Raw genomic sequence first — 16,684 nt, forward strand, 5'->3', positions numbered from 1 at the left:
CACAAAGCGGCCCGGATTTTTGAGACTTTATGTTGTTTCGCGCGAACACGCTGATATGGCGATGGATATGCAAGGGGATGCGCGTTTCGGTCTCGAGAAGAAGACACGACTGCTGGGGCCAGTGAAGCTCGACAGCGGCGCTGAATTTGCGCCAGTCGATTTCGCTTATGAAACCTACGGGTCGTTGAATGCCGACAAATCCAACGCTATCCTTATCTGCCATGCACTGACGGGCGACCAATATGTGGCGTCAACGCATCCTGTCACTGGCAAGGCAGGCTGGTGGACGCGGATGGTGGGCCCAGACAAACCGATTGACCCGGCACGCCATTGCATCATCAGTATCAACGTCATGGGCAGTTGCATGGGATCGTCCGGCCCCGCCAGTATCGACCCGGCAACGAACGCGCCATTTGCCATGGGTTTTCCCGTTATCACCATCGCCGATATGGTTCGCGCGCAAGCGATTTTGCTTGAGCATTTGGGGATCGAAACTTTGGAAGCCGTGGTCGGCGGATCGATGGGCGGCATGCAGGCTTTAAGCTGGGCCGCTTTGTACCCGGAACGCGTCCGCTCGGCAGTCATCATCGCGTCAACCGCCCGGCATTCGGCGCAAAACATCGCGTTTCACGAGGTTGGTCGTCAGGCAATCATGGCCGATCCACGCTGGAACAATGGCGCCTATTACGGGCGCGAGGCTCCCGCATCCGGCCTTGCTGTTGCGCGCATGGCGGCGCACATTACCTATTTGTCCGAAGCTGGCTTGACGGAAAAATTCGGTCGTCGTCTGCAAAACCGGGATGCCAAAAGCTTTGGCTTTGACGCCGATTTTCAGGTTGAAAGCTATTTGCGTCATCAAGGACTGAGCTTTGTCGACCGTTTCGACGCCAACAGCTATCTCTACATCACCCGCGCCATGGATTATTTTGATCTGGCAGAACCACATGATGGCGTGCTGGCCCAGGCGTTTGCAGGAACGAGAACGCGATTTTGCCTGATCAGCTTTGACAGCGACTGGCTTTACCCGACAGCGGAATCGCGACGCATTGTCCATGCGCTGAATGCGGCTGGCGCAGCGGCCAGTTTTGTCGAGCTTTCGAGCCCCTTTGGTCACGACGCATTCCTGCTGGACGCGCCGGAAATGAACCGGATCGTCGACGGGTTCTTGCGCGCAGGAGAAAGCAGGTGACCACGCTTCGTCCCGACCTTGCCATCATCGCCAGAGAGGTGCGCGCCAATGCCCGTATACTGGACGTTGGATGCGGTGATGGCTTGCTGCTGGCGGCATTGCGCGACACCAAGGCAGCGGATGCGCGCGGGATGGAGCTTGATGCCCGCGATGTTGCAACCGCCGTAGCGCGCGGGCTTTCGGTTGTGCAGGGCGACGCTGATACTGACCTGGCGGACTACCCTGATGACAGTTTCGACTATGCCATTCTCAGCCAGACATTGCAGACCACCAAAAGGCCCGATCTCGTTCTCGACCATCTCGTTCGGATCGGACGTGAGGCCTTTGTGTCGTTCCCCAACTTCGCGCAATGGCGCATCCGCTTTGCCCATATGTTCGGCGGACGGATGCCGGTAACCGAACAGCTGCCGCATCGTTGGTACGACACGCCAAACATCCACCACGTCACAATCGACGATTTCCGCAGCTTCCTGCACGACCGGCAAATCACGATTGAAGGTCAGTGGTTTCTGTCCGGGGATAAGCCTCGCAATGAGCGACTGGCCAATCTGCTCGCACAGCACGCGGTGTTCCTTTTGAGACGGAAATAACACTGTCAGTATTTTGACATGCGCCTGTCAGCGCGATGACGATTTTCTTTTAAATACATCAAATTAAACGATTTTTCTGAAATTGGCACGGCTATTGCTCTAATCCTTTCATTCGCGTCCTCGGGCGTGATGCACAAACGAAAGGAACGGCCATGCCGGCTTTGGACAATATATTCGGAATTCACGCGACTGCGCTGAAATTGCGCGAGCAGCGCATGGCGGTTTTGGGATCGAACATCGCGAACGCGTCGACCCCTGGATACCAAGCGCGCGACATAGAATTTTCCGCGGCATTAAAGCTGGCCGAAAATGGCCAATCAACCGACGGGGCGATGCGCTACCGAGTGCCGCTTCAGGCCTCGCTCGATGGCAATACGGTCGAGATGGCAACCGAGCAGACCGCCTTTGCCGAAAACGCGCTCGCATATCGTTCAAGCCTGTCATTCCTGCAGGGTCGCATTGGCACGCTCAGCCGCGCGCTCAAGGGTGAATGACGATGGCCCAAAATCTCTCGCTCTTCGATATCAGCGGACGCGCTATGGCAGCGCAGCTGGTCCGGATGAATACATCGGCTTCAAACCTTGCCAATGCAGGCACTGTATCCGGCAGCGAGGCCACAGCGTTCCGCGCGATGAAGCCTGTGTTCCGCACCGTCATGGGCGAAGTGGGCCGCGCGACGGTGCAGGTCGACCGCATCGACACCAGCACCACGGCGCCCGTAAAGCGCCACGACCCAAGCCATCCACTTGCCGATCAAGATGGCAATATCTGGGAAGCCGCTGTCGATAGCACCGCCGAAATGGTCGAGATGCTCGAGATCTCCCGGCAATATCAAAACAATGTCCAGGTCCTTGCCACGGCAAAAGGCCTGATCAGCGAAACCCTGCGCCTTGGCCAATGAAAGTGATTAAACCATGACCAGCATAGCCCCTGTAAATTCAAAAAACCTGCCCGTGTTGTCGAAAGACATGGCCGAAAAGAAATTGGGTCAGACCGATTTCCTGCGGCTGATGACGACGCAACTGAAAGAACAAGACCCGTTCAGTCCAGTCGATAACCAAGCGATGGTCGCGCAAATGGCCCAGTTTTCAAGCGTGGCCGGGATTTCGGAAATGAACATCGCGCTGAAATCGATCTCTACGCAAATCGGGCAACAAACCGCCTTGCTCGCGGACATCAAAGCCGCCTCCACACCTCGTCCAATGGGAGAATAAACATGTCATTCTATACTTCATTATCCGGCCTTAAAGGGGCGCAGACCGACTTGTCGGTGATATCCAATAACCTTGCCAATGTGGGATCGACCGGCTTCAAAAGAAGCCGTGCGCAGTTCGGCGACCTTTTTGCAGCATCGCCCTCGCAAAGCACTAAGATGCAAGCGGGCCAAGGCGTACGGCTAAACGCCGTTGTCCAGCAGTTCACCCAAGGCACGCTTGAGGGTACCGACAAAACGTTCGACCTCGCGGTTGCCGGTGAAGGATTTTTCGTGACCCGGGGCGACCCCCCGCGCCAGGCCGTGACTTATACCCGCAACGGTGCGTTTCAAGTGAATGCAAACCGCCAGGTTGTCGATACGATAGGTTCTACGTTGCAACTGTTGCCCGTCGACGCCAACGGGGCTGTAACATCGGCCACGCTTGCCAGCGCAACCGATTTCGTTTTGCCCAGCGGCTCGCCTTTAGATCCGACTGTCCCGCTCATCAACGTGTCCATCGGGATCGATGGACTTGTAACCGCAACTTATAGCGACGGCTCCGAAGAGAAACTTGGCAAGGTTGCAATGGCAAGCTTTACTGCCCAAGAAGGACTTCGGCCTGTTGGCGACAGCCATTGGCAGTCGACCGGAGACAGCGGCCCGCCTGCGATTGACGCAGCAACCAATGGCCCATTGGGCTCGGTTCGCTCCGGCGCGCTGGAACGGGCCAATGTTGATGTGACCGAAGAACTGGTCGCATTGATCTCGGCGCAGCGCAATTTTCAGGCAAACGCAAAGGCCATCGAAACCGCGTCGAACATGACGCAGGCCATTGTGGCCATTCGTTAAGGGCTAACATATGGACCGCCTGATCTATACCAGCCTTACGGCAATGCGCGGAGCCATGGCCCGGCAGACGGCGATTGCGCACAATCTGGCCAATGCCAATACGCCTGGCTTCCGTGCCGATTTGGCCGAGGCTCAAGCACTGTGGCTCGATGGCCAGCAGCTCGACACCCGCGCCTTTTCATCCGAAGAGGTGCAGGCTGCCGACATGACAGCCGGTACGGTTACGAGCACGGGACGCGATCTCGATATCGCGTTGTCAGGCGATAGCATGCTGACCGTGCAGGCGGAAAATGGAGAGTTGGGCTATACACGTCGCGGCGACCTGACGCTGTCGGCGAGCGGATTACTCACCACAGGCGATGGACGGCCCGTTCAGGCGTCGCAAGGCCCACTGACCTTGCCGCCTTCTGACAGCATCAATATCGACGAGCAGGGGCGTGTCTGGATCGTGCCCATCGGCGGCGACCCGGCGCAACCGCAGCAAGTCGACCAGTTGGCATTGGTCAGTCCGGCTGGGTCCGACGTCGTCAAAGGCGTGGACGGATTGTTCCGCGTGCGCGGCGGCGGGACACTTCCCGCTGACCCCGATGCCCGCGTGACGACCCGAAGCCTTGAAAGCTCGAACGTCAGCGCAACCGAAGCTTTGGTCGAAATGATTGAAGCCAGCCGGTCATGGGATACGCAACTGAAAATGCTTGGTGACGCACGCGACATGGATGCCGCTACCAGCGACCTGATGTCGCTTTCGCAATAAACTGATTGAAAAGAGGATGAAACCCGATGTCTAATGGAGCACTCCACGTTGCGCGTACCGGCCTTGATGCGCAGAATATGCGGATGCAGGTCATCGCCAACAATCTTGCCAACGTAAACACCGTTGGTTTTAAACGTGACCGCGCCAGTTTTGAAACGCTGGCCTATCAGGCAATGACGGTGGCCGGTTCTGCTTCTTCGGCGGAAAACAAATATGCCATCGGCACGAACCTTGGCACCGGTGTTCAAATTAACGGCACCGCGCGCATCGACACGCAAGGGACGCTAACCACGACAGGCAACAGCCTTGATCTCGCGGTTGAAGGTGCTGGCTATTTCCAGGTGCAGATGCCCGATGGCCGAAATGCCTACACGCGTGCAGGTGACTTCAACCTTTCGGCCGAGGGCACATTGGTGACCAGCGACGGCATGCCGGTTCAGCCCCAAATCCAGATCCCACAAGGCGCAACGGCCATATCCATTGGGACCGATGGCACAGTATCTGCGCAGGTGGCCGGCCAGTCGGACGTCACCGCTATCGGGCAGCTTGAACTTGCGCGCTTTACCAACTCGGCCGGGCTTCAATCGATTGGCAATAACCTGCTGCTTGAAACCCCGGCATCGGGTGCGCCGCAAGTGGGCGCGCCGGGGGCCGAGGGCCGAGGCGGCTTGCGATCAGGCGTGCTTGAGGCAAGCAACGTCAACGTGGTCGAGGAACTGGTCGACATGATCGAAACGCAGCGCGCTTATGAGGTCAATTCCAAAATGATCCAGGCGACCGACGAAATGATGCGCAATGCCACGCAAACGCTATAGCATCATCGCGCTGGCCTTGCTTGCGCTTCCGATAAGCGCACACGCGGGCAAGGGCAAGGCTGTCGCGCCCGATTACGGCCCCACGCTTCCTGCTACTCCAACGCCAGCGAACGCAAACGGTGCCATATTTCAGGCCGATCGTTTCAGCGCGCTGACATCAGGCGCGCGGGCGAGCCGAGTTGGCGACATTCTGACCATAGCTTTGGTCGAGCGCACGAGCGCCACCAAAAGCAACAGCGCGACCACTGGCCGCAACGGCAATATTGGCCTGAGCCCGCCGGTGAGCGGGCCGCTAAGCCTGCTTGACGCTGGTGATGTAAATATGGGCGGCGATCAGTCGTTTAAGGGAAAAGGTGAAACCGCCCAGTCAAATGCCTTGTCCGGAGAATTAAGTGTGACCGTTGCTGCCGTTTATCCCAATGGCAATATGCTGGTGCAGGGTGAGAAATTCCTCACGCTCAACCGCGGTGATGAAAATGTGCAGTTTTCCGGCATCGTCCGGTCCGCAGACATTAGCGTCGATAACCGCGTACTTTCAACGCGGGTAGCTGCTGCAAATATTCGCTACACCGGCAAGGGCGAGATTGCGCGCGCCAGCCAGCAGGGTTGGTTGCAGCGTTTCTTCTCAAAGATAAGTCCGTTCTGATGCGCGCGCTCTTCATCCTGATCACCTTGTTACTTGCCCCGGCGGCACATGCCGAGCGCATTAAGGATATTGGCCAGTTCCAAGGGCTTCGTGCCAACCAGTTGACAGGTTATGGCGTCGTCGTTGGCCTTGCGGGCACGGGCGACGATAGCCTCGATTACGCAACGCAAGGCGTAAAAGGCGCAGTATCGCGCTTTGGCATCAACCTTCCCGCCGGAATCAATCCGGCGCTGAAAAATGCAGCCGCAGTGCTCATCACCGCCGAACTTCCGCCCTTTGCAAAGCCCGGCCAGCGGCTCGATATTACCGTTTCCGCTTTGGGCAAGGCAAAGTCCCTGCGCGGCGGCACATTGGTCATGGCGCCCTTATATGGCGCGGATGGCGAGATTTATGCGATAGCGCAGGGCAATCTGGTTGTCGGCGGACTTGGCGTTGACGCGGCCGATGGATCAAAATTGTCGGTGAACATTCCATCCGCAGGACGCATCAGCGGCGGCGCGTCGGTCGAACGCAGCGTTGATACCGGATTTGCGCAATCGGAAAGCCTGACATTCAATCTGTCTCAGTTTGACATTAGCAATGCCGGGCTGGTCGCCGACGCCATCAACCGCCAGCTGGGCACAGGCGCTGCACAAGCAGTCGACGGTGCCTCCATCCGCATCAACACACCCGTCGGCGGTGAAGCGCGTATTCGCCTGATGGGCGTCATCGAGAATATCGAGATTAAACGTGCGGCACCGCCTGCGCGCGTCATCGTCAATGCGCGCACTGGCACTGTGGTTATCAACGGGGCAGTCCGGGTCGGCCCAGCCGCCGTCAGCCACGGCAAATTGACCGTGCGCGTCGACGAGAATCCGGTCGTGGTTCAGCCTGCCCCCTTTAGCGCTGGCGAAACAACGGTCGAACAGTCGAGCGACATAAGTATTGAAGAGAAAAGCGAGCCCGCGTTCCTGTGGGACAAGGGCGCCTCGCTGTCGGACATCGTCAACGCGATTAACAAGCTTAATGTCTCCCCAGGCGATCTCGTTGCCATATTGGAGGCGTTGTCGCAGGCCGGTGCATTAAGCGCGGAGCTTGTGGTGATATGATTGCGCTCACGCCAAAAACCGCGCCGGGCGCGGCGTCGCCCAAGCCCGACCCGCAATTGCGCAAGGCCGCTGAAGCATTTGAAGCAGTGATGCTGCGCCAGATGATGGCGAGCATGCGCAAGGCAAAGCTTGGCGAAGACATAATGGGTTCAAGCGCCACGGACAACTTCCGCGAAATGGCCGACGCGCGCGTTGCCGATAGCATGGCCTCTCTGCGCCAGTTCGGTATTGCCGACCTCGTCGAAAAACAACTTGGGCCAAAGTCATGAGCGACCTCCTCGCCATTGGTGCGTCAGGCATAAAGGCCTACAGCCGAGCGCTGTCTGTGGTTGGCGACAACATCGCCAATGCGCAGACCGACGGCTATGTCCGCCGAACTGTGCGACTTGAGGAAGCACCGGCGGCCGGCGACCTCGTCCTGTCGCGCAACAGCCTTCGTCCTGGCGGCGGGCGTGACGCGCGAGATTGACCAATGGCTGCTGGACGATGCGCGTACCGCGTCAGGCGAAGCGGCCCGCCAGTCGGCCCGTTTGGACTGGCTATCGGTTACCGAAAGCGCACTCGACAATGGTGGCGACAGCATAAGCGGCAGTGTGACCGCGATATTCGCGACTGCAGATCAGCTTAGCGCCAATCCAAATGACCCCACATTACGCAGTCAGTTCCTCTCGAGCGTTGACGAAAGTGCAAGCGCGTTTCGGCGCACCTCCGCCTCACTGGCATCTGCGGCCAATGGCGTTGCAACCGAAGCCCAAAGCGCCGTCGACCAATTGAACACCGATTTGTCCGCGCTGACGAGAGTCAATGATGGGCTTCGCCGTGCACGTACGGGATCAACCAATGAAGCCACCTTGCTGGACGAGCGTGATCGTCTGGTGGGTAACATCGCCGCTGCGATCGACGTCAATGTCACGTATGATGCGCGCAATGCTGCCATCGTCCGAACGCCATCAGGCGATCCTTTGGTCGATGGCGATTATCTAGCTACAGTCACGCTGAGCGTTTCTGCTGGCGGCCTTCTGTCGTTCGGCATTGCACCAGCCACTTCGCTTCAAATTGCATCGGGCCGACTGGCAGGTCTGTCTGATGCTGCGACCCATATCTCAAACCAACGCGCAGGGTTGGATTCACTTGCGGCAAATTTGAGCAGCGCCCTCAACGGTGCGCATCAAGCCGGCTTTGACGCAAATGGAAATCCCGGCGCGGCACTGTTCAATTTTACCGGCTCAGCAGCAAATATGACAGCTGCTGCGCTCGACACGAGCGAAGTTGCGACCGCCAACGCAGCGAGCAGCAACGGAAACATGCTTGCGTTCAATACGGTCCGCGCCAGCAGCGGCATTGAACAGAATATCACTGCCTTCGTCGCACAGCAGGCGCAGGCAACCGCCGCAGCGCGGGCGCAGGAAGCCGCCGCCAGTGGACGGCGCGATGGTGCATTTGCCGCGCGCGACGCAATCGGCGCGGTCGATCTCGACCGCGAAGCCGCCGATCTCTTGCGGTTTCAGCAAGCTTATGAAGCCGCCGCACGCACTATTCAGGTCGCACGCGAAACCATGCAAACCATGCTCAACATATTCTGAAGGCTGATGCGATGATTAACGCAACCGGAAACCGGATGACTCAGGAAATTTCGCGCCAGTCCCGACTGGCGTCCCAGATTGCAAACAAGCAAGCGCAAGTGTCGACGGGCAATAGGCTTCAGCGGGCGTCTGATGATCCTGCGGCCACATCACGCATTGCGGAATTAAACCGTACGCAGGCCAACGATTCGGCGCGCGCGCGCAATATCAACCTTGGCATCAGTTTGGCTGCGCAAGCTGATGGCCAGTTGCGCAACATGTCGGACCTTCTGGCGCGGTCCCAGGAACTGACGGTATCCGGCGCAAATTCTGGCCTTAACCCAGATAGCCGTGCGGCAATTGCGCTGGAAATGCGTGCCTTGGCCGACGAAATCGATGCGATGTCGTTGGTGAAAACGTCCACTGGCGAACCCCTATTTGCAAACATTAGCGCCAATGCCATCCGTTTTGATGACGACATCGCCTTTGCGCCCGTTCCTACACGGCAGGACATATTTGAAACGGGCGGCGTTGCGATTAGCCAGATCGTGCGTGATGCGGCTTCTGCGATTGAGGCAGGAGACGTTACGCTAACCGGCAATGCGCTCACCGCGATTGGCGGTGCGATCAACCATGTCGCCGATGCTCAGGCCGAAGTCGGCATTAACGCTGCGCGGCTTGATCGGCTTCAGGAAAAGGCAGCAGTACGCGCTATCACTGTGCGCGAGGAACGGTCAAAGCTTGAAGATACCGATCTCACAACGGCCATTGCTGACCTTAACGGCATGACGTTGACGCTTGAGGCGGCGCAGGCCGCATTTGCGCGCATTAACAGGCGGACCCTCATGGATTTTCTTCGCTAGATAAACGCAATAATCGGGCTCTTCTGCCGTTTAACTACCTGCCGTTCATCAAACCGCCCATCTCACGCAGGAGTAAGATTTTTCATGTTAGCCATCGTCGGTATCATTGTCTTGCTCGTGATGGTGTTTGGCGGTTTTGCGTTGACCGGTGGCAATCTTGCGCCCGTGATGCACGCATTGCCACACGAAATGCTGATCATTGGCGGAGCATGTGCAGGCGCGCTTATCATCGGCAACTCGGTCAACGATCTGAAGGCTTTAGGTGGCGGCCTGACCAAGGTGTTCAAAGGCCCCCAGCATGGCAAGCAGGATTATCTCGATTGTATTTTCCTCGTCGCCAAGCTGATGAAAATGCTCAAAGTCGATGGCCCGATTGCGGTTGAGCCGCATATCGAGGATCCAGCCAACTCAGCTATATTCAACGAATATCCAAAGCTTTTAAAAGACAAGACGCTCATCCATCTCATCTGCGATACCTTGCGGCTCGTCGTTGTTTCGTCAGGCACGCTTGATCCGCATGCGGTCGAAGAAGTGATGGATAATGCCATCAAAAACCATCACCACCATTGTATCAAGCCAGCGGACGGCTTGCAGGGGCTTGCCGATGCGCTTCCGGCGCTTGGCATCGTGGCGGCGGTGCTTGGCGTTGTGAAGACAATGGGCTCTATCGATAAGCCGCCTGCGATCCTGGGCGGAATGATCGGGTCCGCACTGGTCGGCACCTTTTTGGGCGTGTTGTTGGCATATGGGCTTGTCGGCCCCTTTGCCAACCGCGCACGTCAGGTGATTGAGGCCGACGCCGCGATCTACCATGTGGTCAAACAAATGATCATCGCTTCGTTGCATGGTCACCCGCAACCATTGGTCATCGAAGCTGCGCGTTCGGGGATCGAACATTCCAATCAGCCAAGCTTTGCAGAAGTCTTCGACGGGATGCGGGGCCGCTAATGGCGAGGCCAATTGCGCCAGTTCGGCCAATCATCGTCAAAAAAATCTACGAAGCCCCGCATGGCGGTCATCACGGTGGCGCGTGGAAAGTTGCCTATGCCGACTTTGTCACTGCAATGATGGCGTTCTTTCTTTTGATGTGGTTGCTTGGCGCAACGACTGAAAAACAGCGCAAGGCCCTTGCCGATTATTTCGCGCCCACTTTGATTGCCAGCAAACAGGACAGTGCCGGCGGGACGAGTTTCTTTGGTGGCGACTCGATCACCTCGGTCGATAAATATCTTAACCGCGCTGGCCAGACCGGGACCAAAAGCATGACGATACCCCGTGATGCATCGGGTGGCCCGAAAGAAGCCTCGGGCCTTGTGCAGGACAAGGCAAATTTCCGAAAGCTGCGCGAACAACTCATTCAAAAGGTGACGACAGATAAAGCAATGCGGCGCTTTGCCCGCAATTTGCGTTTTACCGAAACGCGCGAGGGCATGCGCATTGACCTTATCGATGAAGCAAATTTTTCGATGTTTATCTCCGGCACCGACATCTTAACGCCGGACGCGATCAATTTGCTTGGGCAAGTTGCCGGCACATTGCGTGGCTTACCCAACGGCCTCATCATTCGCGGGCACACCGATGCTCAACGCGTCTCCCCGGGACTTGGCACAAACAACTGGCAAATTTCTGCCGCCCGCTCAGAAGCAACGCGCGCTTATTTGGTTCGGTCCGGGATATCCGATTCCCAATTCCTGCGGATTGAAGGCGTAGCTGAGCGAGAACCCTATTTTCCAAAAAATCCGTATGACCCACGCAACCGCCGCATGTCGCTCACGCTTGGTTGGCGCACCGTTTCATAACATGATTGTACATCCAAATCGGATACAATAGTCTGAAAAAATAGCATTCTGGTAACAACTGCAACCCATATTAGAACGATAAACGTTTTGGGTTTCTGCGGTTAACATTCTGTTTACCATGTTGGCCAAAACCAGCCCCAACCCGTCCATTTGTTGGGAAAATCTGATGAGCTTGAGTACTATTCTGGCCAATACAGCATCTGCCAAACCGTCCACGATTGAAGAATATTTGATCGGCGATAGCCAGCCAATGAACATGCTGCGCGATATGGTGCGCCGGGTGGCCAATTCATCTGCGTCCGTCATGATCTGCGGGGCATCAGGTTCGGGCAAAGAGGTTGTTGCCCGTGCCATTCACGCCAGCGGCACGCGGGCGGCGAAACCATATGTCGCGCTAAACTGCGGCGCTATTCCGGCCGAGCTCATCGAATCTGAACTGTTTGGGCATGAACGCGGCGCCTTTACTGGGGCGCAGGCTCGGCGGACGGGCCACTTTGAAAACGCCGATAAAGGCACGCTGTTTCTGGACGAAATAGGCGACATGCGTTTTGACATGCAGGTTAAGCTGCTGCGCGTTCTTGAAGATGGCCTGGTATCGCGCGTAGGCGGCAACAGCGCCTTGCCTGTCGACGTCCGCATCATTTCGGCAACCCATCAGAATATCGAACAGGCCATCACCGATGGCCGCTTTCGCGAGGACCTATTTTTCCGCTTGGGCGTCGTTCTGCTTCATGTGCCAACGCTTGCCGAACGCACCGGCGACATACCCCAGCTTATATCCCATTTTCAGCGCGGTAAGGATGCTGCTGGCAAGTGCCATTTTGATAACACAGCGATTGAGCGGCTCCGGTCGCACAACTGGCCAGGTAACGTGCGCGAACTGCGCAACATTGTCGAACGCGCGAACGTGCTGTTTCATGGTGAAACAATTGATGCCTTCGGCGTTGACCAGTTGCTCGGTCGTACGCCGCCGCGCATATCCAATTCGCGAGCGCCTGCAACTATGCCCAACCTCGCTCCTGTCTTCCAACCTACTCCAGCCCAGAAAAGCGACGGACCCATCGATTTGAAGGCGCAAATTGAGAGCATTGAATTGGAGCGCATCCAAACGGCGCTCGGTCATGCAGATGGTGTGATTTCGGAGGCTGCGCGCTTGCTGACGCTTAAACGGACCACATTAATCGAAAAGATGCGCAAATATGGCGTCGATCGCATCGCAGCTCAATGAAATTCTATAAGCGGCTTTTCATCACGTCTGCGAATTTCTCGGTCCTGCTTACGCATTGCCGTTGTGTCGCGCGCGGGCGTGATGCGTTCGGCCTGAATGATCGTGACACTTGCGGTCGCAATATGCGTTGAGCGGCGCGCAGAGGTCGCTGCATCATCAGCGCTGGTTGCTGCAACCAGTAACAATATCGCGGGCGCGAGCATATGATATGGTAAACGACGCATTTACCAACAAGGACAAGTATTAGTTGAGTTTGGAGGCGTGCGCATTGATCAAACTTACGACCAATTGCCCGCCGCATTTAATTCTGTACCGAATTGCGACAACATCCCGGCCGATTAGCACCGATAATGTCTGTTGCGCCAATCTGCGGGCTTTGCTAGGGGCCGCCTCCTACCTGTCGAGGCGCGTGCGGCCATGGCGGAATTGGTAGACGCGCAACGTTGAGGTCGTTGTGGGCGAAAGCCCGTGGAAGTTCGAGTCTTCTTGGCCGCACCAGACAGCCGTTTTTGGCTGTTTTTCGTTATTCCCAAACATCTTGCAAAACCATTGGTTTTCTGCCAATTATTATGCCTATCCAGCGTTAGGCATTCCCTTTTGTTCTTTCCTAGCCCGTCTCTTTTGGGGGCATATTTGGGGGCATATCGCTAAATCGAACTTTGGGGGATTTATGCCACTAACAGTTTTGCAGATTGCAGCGATGCACCCGCTAGATAAGTCTTACCGCAAGGCAGACGAAAAGGGGCTTTATCTCGAAGTCTTCCCTAACGGCTCAAAGCTGTGGCGCTTCAAATACCGCATAGGGGGCAAGGAAAAGCGCTTGGCGCTGGGCGCATATCCCGCAACGACCTTGCAGGATGCAAGAGACCAACGCGATGCACGCCGGAAACAAGTTAAAGACGGTATCGACCCAGCGCGCGAAAAGCGGCTGGACAGGCTGGAACGCAAGGTCAATGCGGGGCATACCTTTGGCGATGTGGCAGCGGATTACATTCGGGTAAAATACGAGAGCGAGGGCAAGGCAAAGGCGACAGTCGATAAACAGTATTTTTTCCTGTCACACCTTACACCGACGCTGGGCAACACGCCGTTATGTGACATTAAGCCGATTGAGCTTATGGCGGCATTGCGGAAACTGGAGGCCAAGGGCCACCGGCAAACTGCCAAATGCACTCGCGCCTTTGCCAGCCGTGTGTTTCGCTATGGGGTAGGTATAGGCAAGTGCAGCGACGACCCAGCGCGCCTGTTGTCCGGCAACCTGTCGGCTCCCAAGGTCAAGCATAGGGAAGCGATATTGAACCCCAAGCGCATGGGTGAATTTTTGCGCGCGGCTGATACCTACACCGGACAAGCCATCGTGCAGATTGCAGTGCAGTTGCTTCCCCATTTGATGCTTAGACCGGGCGAATTGCGGCTGGGCCAATGGCAGGAAATAGACTTCGACAAGTCCGTATGGCTGATACCAGCCGAACGCACGAAAATGCGGAAACCCCATGCCGTGCCATTATCTGCCCAAGCCGTAACCTTATTGCGCGAATTGGAGCGGCATAGCGCTGGGCTAGAGTATATGTTCCGAGGCCAAGGCAAGAAGGGACCGATAAGCGAAAACACACTTAATCAGGCATACAGGCGCATGGGCTTTGGTTCGGATGAAGTGACACCGCACGGCTTTCGTACAACGGCTTCAACATTCCTCAACGAAACTGGCAAATGGAATAAAGACGCTATCGAAAAGGCGCTTGCCCATAAGGACGCCGACGCAATCCGCGCCATTTATAACCGTGGCACATATTGGACCGAGCGGGTGCGAATGATGCAATGGTGGAGCGATTATCTAGACACGCTTAAAACGGGTGCGACTGTGCTACCTTTCGATATGCAGGCATCGCGTTCGCACGGAAATGCCCAGTAAGCCTCTATTCCCGTACTTGTCCACAGGCTGGCGACTAGTTTTCGTGTTCTACACTTGCCAAGAACAAAAGGGGTAGGTATATCCTGCGATAGCAGTGAATAGGGCAAAACCAAATCCCAGCCTGTCAGCATAACAATGCGAAGTTTCGGTAAGATTTCTTAACGTGGGTAATTCCGCCCGCGTTTTTAGGAAGTCCGGACGTATTGTTGGGCCGGCAAGTTGAAGAAAGGTAAGCCACTATGAGTCAAGAATTGCTGACAGTTGCTCAATTCAAAGAGCGCTACCAAATATCTCACACCGCATTTTACAGGCAGCGGAAGTTGGGAAGCCTCCGCACAATCAAGATTGGCGCATCGACCCGCATACGAGTTACCGACGCTGAAGCGTGGCTTGCGAGTCTGTCAGGGGGTGCCGCATGATGATACCGCACTGCAAACCAAATGAAGCCGGACCCGTTGCAGCGGAATCCGGCTTCGCAGGTGTTACAAAACTTCGCAGCAATGCAACTTTCGCCGATTACTCCCAAAATAGTTGCAGGGGCAAGCAAAATGCTTTGACGGTCGAAACACCGGCCGGACGTATTGCCATTGGCGCGCGGCAACCGAGACGGGCGTTGGCAGCACTGATAAGCGCTGGCAGCAAGGGTGTTACAGCTTTGGAGTTATCAAGCTGGGCTTATCGATTGGGGGCTTATGTCCACACGCTGCGCCATGATTATGGGCTGGAAATCGAGACATTGCGCGAACCCCATGACGGCGGCTGGCATGGTCGCTATGTGCTACACACCCCATGCCAGATTATCGGCGGTGCAGCATGAAGGGCCGCGCGACTTCGCCAAGGCAAGCGATAGCCAGCAAGTGCAAAGATTGCACATATGACACCGAGGCCGCCGGTAACTGGAGGCAGCAAACGGCAACATGTCCGGTGGTCCATTGTGCACTTTGGCCATTTCGACCATTGCAGGGAAATGCCCCTGCTTGGTTGGCAGCTAGAGACGCCGCAAGGCTTCCTGATAACTGGCGTTCAATGCCGAACGTGGAGGCCGTGGCTATTGTTGCCGGGAAGGTTCCAAACGGGTGCGAGGGAACGCCGTTTCAGGATAACGAAGCGAAGGGTGATAGTTGCACCCCAGCCGAATACGCTTTGCCCGTAAACGCCGCGTATCAACGCTATCGCCAAGGGGGTGCAGGATGAGCGCTCAAACCCTGCTATCATTTCCCCAGCGCGGCGATACCGTGCTTGTGCAGATTAACCAGCACAACGGAAAGATCTTTGCCAATTTCCGCAAATGGTATCCCGATGGTGAGGCTTTGAAACCGACAAGGCAAGGCGTCACGATACCGCTACACGCCCTTCCCGAACTGCATGAGGCACTGGGGGCATATCTCGCAACAATCGACCCAGCGGCGCTTACCAGCCGCTAGGCGCATTTAAATAAATTGAGGGGGTGGCTTCGACGTCACTCCCCTTTTTTACCTAAATGTCTGTTGTTCCCTCTTGTGCGCTTGAACATGGGAACGCTGGGGGGAGTATGTTCTCAAAGCCATTGGAATATTTATCACATGAAGCAATTTTATCATTCGCGGCTGACTAACAGCGGCAGCCCGCTAAGCCCGCACAAACCAGCCGATTCCCAGCTTTGGCATGGGCCTTGCAATTTAAGCTATAGTTATTCGTGTGCGCCTACTTAACGGGAAACAGCCATTATTGAAGCATGGCGGGGCTGGCAATCGAACGACGGCAACAAGCGATTATCTGACACTTCGACAAGCCCAAGACCTGATAGCAGCGGCGCAATGTGCGTTGAACATTGGCAAGCCCCTAACCCGACATTTGACCGTCCGGCTGGAGCGACAAGGCATAGCAGATGCCGACGCTGCGAAAGCCATTGGCAGACTGATAACGCTATTGCGCGACCATGTGCGTAAAACAACGGTTGGCGAGATTGCCTATATTTGGTCGCGGGAGCATGGCGTAATCATCGGGGGCCATGTGCATATCTTGCTGCACTTACCGGCTGGCTACATCTGGCAAGGGAAACGGGTGCAACGCTGGATAGAGCGCGTATCCGGCAGCCGATATAAAAAGGGAGCAATCAAGACGACCCGCGTCGGAGGCACTGCCAAAGCGCATGAACAAAATCCTGGGCTATATCTGGCAAATCTTGTGACGGTAGTCGGCTATGTCATTAAAG

22 protein-coding genes and 1 tRNA gene are annotated in these 16,684 nt (G+C 56.3%); 22 read left to right on the forward strand and 1 reads right to left on the reverse strand.

Features of this window, described 5'->3' with window-relative positions:
* Positions 1-67 precede the first annotated feature (67 nt).
* The 17 genes from ACLL9E_RS05655 (at position 68) to ACLL9E_RS05735 (ending at position 12,578) form a co-directional block, all read left to right on the forward strand.
* Positions 68-1,189 (forward strand): homoserine O-acetyltransferase, encoded by a 1,122-nt coding sequence (locus tag ACLL9E_RS05655; protein WP_411290787.1) that lies wholly within the window; start codon positions 68-70, stop codon positions 1,187-1,189.
* Positions 1,186-1,779: a methionine biosynthesis protein MetW gene (metW, locus tag ACLL9E_RS05660; RefSeq protein WP_411290765.1), complete on the forward strand. Its 594-nt coding sequence runs from the start codon at positions 1,186-1,188 to the stop codon at positions 1,777-1,779. The genes ACLL9E_RS05655 and metW overlap by 4 nt, the downstream gene beginning before the upstream one ends.
* 152 nt (positions 1,780-1,931) lie before the next feature.
* Positions 1,932-2,273, forward strand: coding sequence for a flagellar basal body rod protein FlgB (locus ACLL9E_RS05665; RefSeq protein WP_411290766.1), 342 nt, complete (start codon positions 1,932-1,934; stop codon positions 2,271-2,273).
* A complete protein-coding gene (gene flgC / locus ACLL9E_RS05670; protein WP_411290767.1) occupies positions 2,270-2,680 on the forward strand; it encodes a flagellar basal body rod protein FlgC in 411 nt (136 codons plus the stop codon). Before ACLL9E_RS05665 ends, flgC begins: the two co-directional genes overlap by 4 nt.
* 13 nt (positions 2,681-2,693) lie before the next feature.
* Positions 2,694-2,993, forward strand: coding sequence for a flagellar hook assembly protein FlgD (locus ACLL9E_RS05675; RefSeq protein ID WP_411290768.1), 300 nt, complete (start codon positions 2,694-2,696; stop codon positions 2,991-2,993).
* Positions 2,994-2,995: 2 nt separating this feature from the next.
* Entirely contained in the window at positions 2,996-3,823 is an 828-nt protein-coding gene (locus ACLL9E_RS05680; RefSeq protein ID WP_411290769.1) for a flagellar hook-basal body complex protein, read from the forward strand.
* Positions 3,824-3,833: 10 nt separating this feature from the next.
* Positions 3,834-4,577 carry a flagellar basal body rod protein FlgF gene (locus tag ACLL9E_RS05685; RefSeq protein WP_411290770.1) on the forward strand — a complete coding sequence of 248 codons (744 nt, stop codon included), beginning with the start codon at positions 3,834-3,836 and terminating at the stop codon, positions 4,575-4,577.
* 26 nt (positions 4,578-4,603) lie between these two features.
* On the forward strand, positions 4,604-5,392 hold the full coding sequence (flgG, locus tag ACLL9E_RS05690) for a flagellar basal-body rod protein FlgG (protein WP_411290771.1): 789 nt from the start codon (positions 4,604-4,606) through the stop codon (positions 5,390-5,392).
* On the forward strand, positions 5,373-6,038 hold the full coding sequence (locus ACLL9E_RS05695) for a flagellar basal body L-ring protein FlgH (protein WP_411290772.1): 666 nt from the start codon (positions 5,373-5,375) through the stop codon (positions 6,036-6,038). The genes flgG and ACLL9E_RS05695 overlap by 20 nt, the downstream gene beginning before the upstream one ends.
* The gene (locus ACLL9E_RS05700; protein WP_411290773.1) at positions 6,038-7,126 is read left to right on the forward strand and encodes a flagellar basal body P-ring protein FlgI; all 1,089 of its coding nucleotides are present in this window, start codon (positions 6,038-6,040) and stop codon (positions 7,124-7,126) included. The genes ACLL9E_RS05695 and ACLL9E_RS05700 overlap by 1 nt, the downstream gene beginning before the upstream one ends.
* Positions 7,123-7,395 carry a rod-binding protein gene (locus ACLL9E_RS05705; RefSeq protein ID WP_411290774.1) on the forward strand — a complete coding sequence of 91 codons (273 nt, stop codon included), beginning with the start codon at positions 7,123-7,125 and terminating at the stop codon, positions 7,393-7,395. The genes ACLL9E_RS05700 and ACLL9E_RS05705 overlap by 4 nt, the downstream gene beginning before the upstream one ends.
* A complete protein-coding gene (locus ACLL9E_RS05710; RefSeq protein ID WP_411290775.1) occupies positions 7,392-7,595 on the forward strand; it encodes a flagellar basal body protein in 204 nt (67 codons plus the stop codon). The genes ACLL9E_RS05705 and ACLL9E_RS05710 overlap by 4 nt, the downstream gene beginning before the upstream one ends.
* Positions 7,579-8,709 (forward strand): FlgK family flagellar hook-associated protein, encoded by a 1,131-nt coding sequence (locus tag ACLL9E_RS05715; RefSeq protein ID WP_411290776.1) that lies wholly within the window; start codon positions 7,579-7,581, stop codon positions 8,707-8,709. The genes ACLL9E_RS05710 and ACLL9E_RS05715 overlap by 17 nt, the downstream gene beginning before the upstream one ends.
* 11 nt (positions 8,710-8,720) lie before the next feature.
* The gene (locus ACLL9E_RS05720) at positions 8,721-9,551 is read left to right on the forward strand and encodes a flagellin (protein ID WP_411290777.1); all 831 of its coding nucleotides are present in this window, start codon (positions 8,721-8,723) and stop codon (positions 9,549-9,551) included.
* A gap of 84 nt (positions 9,552-9,635) precedes the next feature.
* Complete coding sequence (gene motA, locus ACLL9E_RS05725) at positions 9,636-10,499, forward strand: flagellar motor stator protein MotA (RefSeq protein WP_411290778.1); 864 nt, start codon at positions 9,636-9,638, stop codon at positions 10,497-10,499.
* Entirely contained in the window at positions 10,499-11,350 is an 852-nt protein-coding gene (locus ACLL9E_RS05730) for a flagellar motor protein MotB (protein ID WP_411290779.1), read from the forward strand. Before motA ends, ACLL9E_RS05730 begins: the two co-directional genes overlap by 1 nt.
* Before the next feature lie 166 nt (positions 11,351-11,516).
* Positions 11,517-12,578, forward strand: coding sequence for a sigma-54 interaction domain-containing protein (locus tag ACLL9E_RS05735; protein WP_411290780.1), 1,062 nt, complete (start codon positions 11,517-11,519; stop codon positions 12,576-12,578).
* Here the strand turns inward: ACLL9E_RS05735 and ACLL9E_RS05740 are convergent.
* On the reverse strand, positions 12,572-12,802 hold the full coding sequence (locus tag ACLL9E_RS05740; RefSeq protein ID WP_411290781.1) for a hypothetical protein: 231 nt from the start codon (positions 12,800-12,802) through the stop codon (positions 12,572-12,574). The two genes, ACLL9E_RS05735 and ACLL9E_RS05740, sit on opposite strands and share 7 nt — an antisense overlap.
* A gap of 187 nt (positions 12,803-12,989) precedes the next feature.
* Between ACLL9E_RS05740 and ACLL9E_RS05745 the strand changes: the two genes are divergently transcribed.
* From ACLL9E_RS05745 to ACLL9E_RS05765, 5 genes are all read left to right on the forward strand, one after another.
* A tRNA-Leu gene (locus ACLL9E_RS05745) sits at positions 12,990-13,076 on the forward strand.
* A gap of 172 nt (positions 13,077-13,248) precedes the next feature.
* Entirely contained in the window at positions 13,249-14,490 is a 1,242-nt protein-coding gene (locus ACLL9E_RS05750) for a tyrosine-type recombinase/integrase (RefSeq protein WP_411290782.1), read from the forward strand.
* 415 nt (positions 14,491-14,905) lie between these two features.
* Positions 14,906-15,307 carry a hypothetical protein gene (locus tag ACLL9E_RS05755; RefSeq protein ID WP_411290783.1) on the forward strand — a complete coding sequence of 134 codons (402 nt, stop codon included), beginning with the start codon at positions 14,906-14,908 and terminating at the stop codon, positions 15,305-15,307.
* 373 nt (positions 15,308-15,680) lie between these two features.
* A complete protein-coding gene (locus ACLL9E_RS05760) occupies positions 15,681-15,914 on the forward strand; it encodes a transcriptional coactivator p15/PC4 family protein (RefSeq protein WP_411290784.1) in 234 nt (77 codons plus the stop codon).
* Positions 15,915-16,197: 283 nt separating this feature from the next.
* Positions 16,198-16,684, forward strand: a 487-nt coding sequence (locus ACLL9E_RS05765) for a hypothetical protein (RefSeq protein WP_411290785.1), incomplete at its 3' end; no start/stop codon positions are given.

This window comes from Sphingorhabdus sp. (genome assembly GCF_046596595.1).
In the GTDB taxonomy this organism is placed as follows: Bacteria; Pseudomonadota; Alphaproteobacteria; order Sphingomonadales; family Sphingomonadaceae; genus Sphingorhabdus_B.

What these genes read in the sequence shown, in the direction of transcription:
- ACLL9E_RS05655 (WP_411290787.1), top strand. Translation starts at nt 68, where the DNA reads ATGCAAGGGGATGCGCGTTTCGGTCTCGAGAAGAAGACACGACTGCTG.
- ACLL9E_RS05665 (WP_411290766.1), top strand. Translation starts at nt 1,932, where the DNA reads ATGCCGGCTTTGGACAATATATTCGGAATTCACGCGACTGCGCTGAAA.
- flgC (WP_411290767.1), top strand. Translation starts at nt 2,270, where the DNA reads ATGACGATGGCCCAAAATCTCTCGCTCTTCGATATCAGCGGACGCGCT.
- ACLL9E_RS05675 (WP_411290768.1), top strand. Translation starts at nt 2,694, where the DNA reads ATGACCAGCATAGCCCCTGTAAATTCAAAAAACCTGCCCGTGTTGTCG.
- ACLL9E_RS05680 (WP_411290769.1), top strand. Translation starts at nt 2,996, where the DNA reads ATGTCATTCTATACTTCATTATCCGGCCTTAAAGGGGCGCAGACCGAC.
- ACLL9E_RS05685 (WP_411290770.1), top strand. Translation starts at nt 3,834, where the DNA reads ATGGACCGCCTGATCTATACCAGCCTTACGGCAATGCGCGGAGCCATG.
- flgG (WP_411290771.1), top strand. Translation starts at nt 4,604, where the DNA reads ATGTCTAATGGAGCACTCCACGTTGCGCGTACCGGCCTTGATGCGCAG.
- ACLL9E_RS05695 (WP_411290772.1), top strand. Translation starts at nt 5,373, where the DNA reads ATGCCACGCAAACGCTATAGCATCATCGCGCTGGCCTTGCTTGCGCTT.
- ACLL9E_RS05700 (WP_411290773.1), top strand. Translation starts at nt 6,038, where the DNA reads ATGCGCGCGCTCTTCATCCTGATCACCTTGTTACTTGCCCCGGCGGCA.
- ACLL9E_RS05705 (WP_411290774.1), top strand. Translation starts at nt 7,123, where the DNA reads ATGATTGCGCTCACGCCAAAAACCGCGCCGGGCGCGGCGTCGCCCAAG.
- ACLL9E_RS05710 (WP_411290775.1), top strand. Translation starts at nt 7,392, where the DNA reads ATGAGCGACCTCCTCGCCATTGGTGCGTCAGGCATAAAGGCCTACAGC.
- ACLL9E_RS05720 (WP_411290777.1), top strand. Translation starts at nt 8,721, where the DNA reads ATGATTAACGCAACCGGAAACCGGATGACTCAGGAAATTTCGCGCCAG.
- motA (WP_411290778.1), top strand. Translation starts at nt 9,636, where the DNA reads ATGTTAGCCATCGTCGGTATCATTGTCTTGCTCGTGATGGTGTTTGGC.
- ACLL9E_RS05730 (WP_411290779.1), top strand. Translation starts at nt 10,499, where the DNA reads ATGGCGAGGCCAATTGCGCCAGTTCGGCCAATCATCGTCAAAAAAATC.
- ACLL9E_RS05735 (WP_411290780.1), top strand. Translation starts at nt 11,517, where the DNA reads ATGAGCTTGAGTACTATTCTGGCCAATACAGCATCTGCCAAACCGTCC.
- ACLL9E_RS05740 (WP_411290781.1), bottom strand. Translation starts at nt 12,802, where the DNA reads ATGCGTCGTTTACCATATCATATGCTCGCGCCCGCGATATTGTTACTG.
- ACLL9E_RS05750 (WP_411290782.1), top strand. Translation starts at nt 13,249, where the DNA reads ATGCCACTAACAGTTTTGCAGATTGCAGCGATGCACCCGCTAGATAAG.
- ACLL9E_RS05755 (WP_411290783.1), top strand. Translation starts at nt 14,906, where the DNA reads ATGATGATACCGCACTGCAAACCAAATGAAGCCGGACCCGTTGCAGCG.
- ACLL9E_RS05760 (WP_411290784.1), top strand. Translation starts at nt 15,681, where the DNA reads ATGAGCGCTCAAACCCTGCTATCATTTCCCCAGCGCGGCGATACCGTG.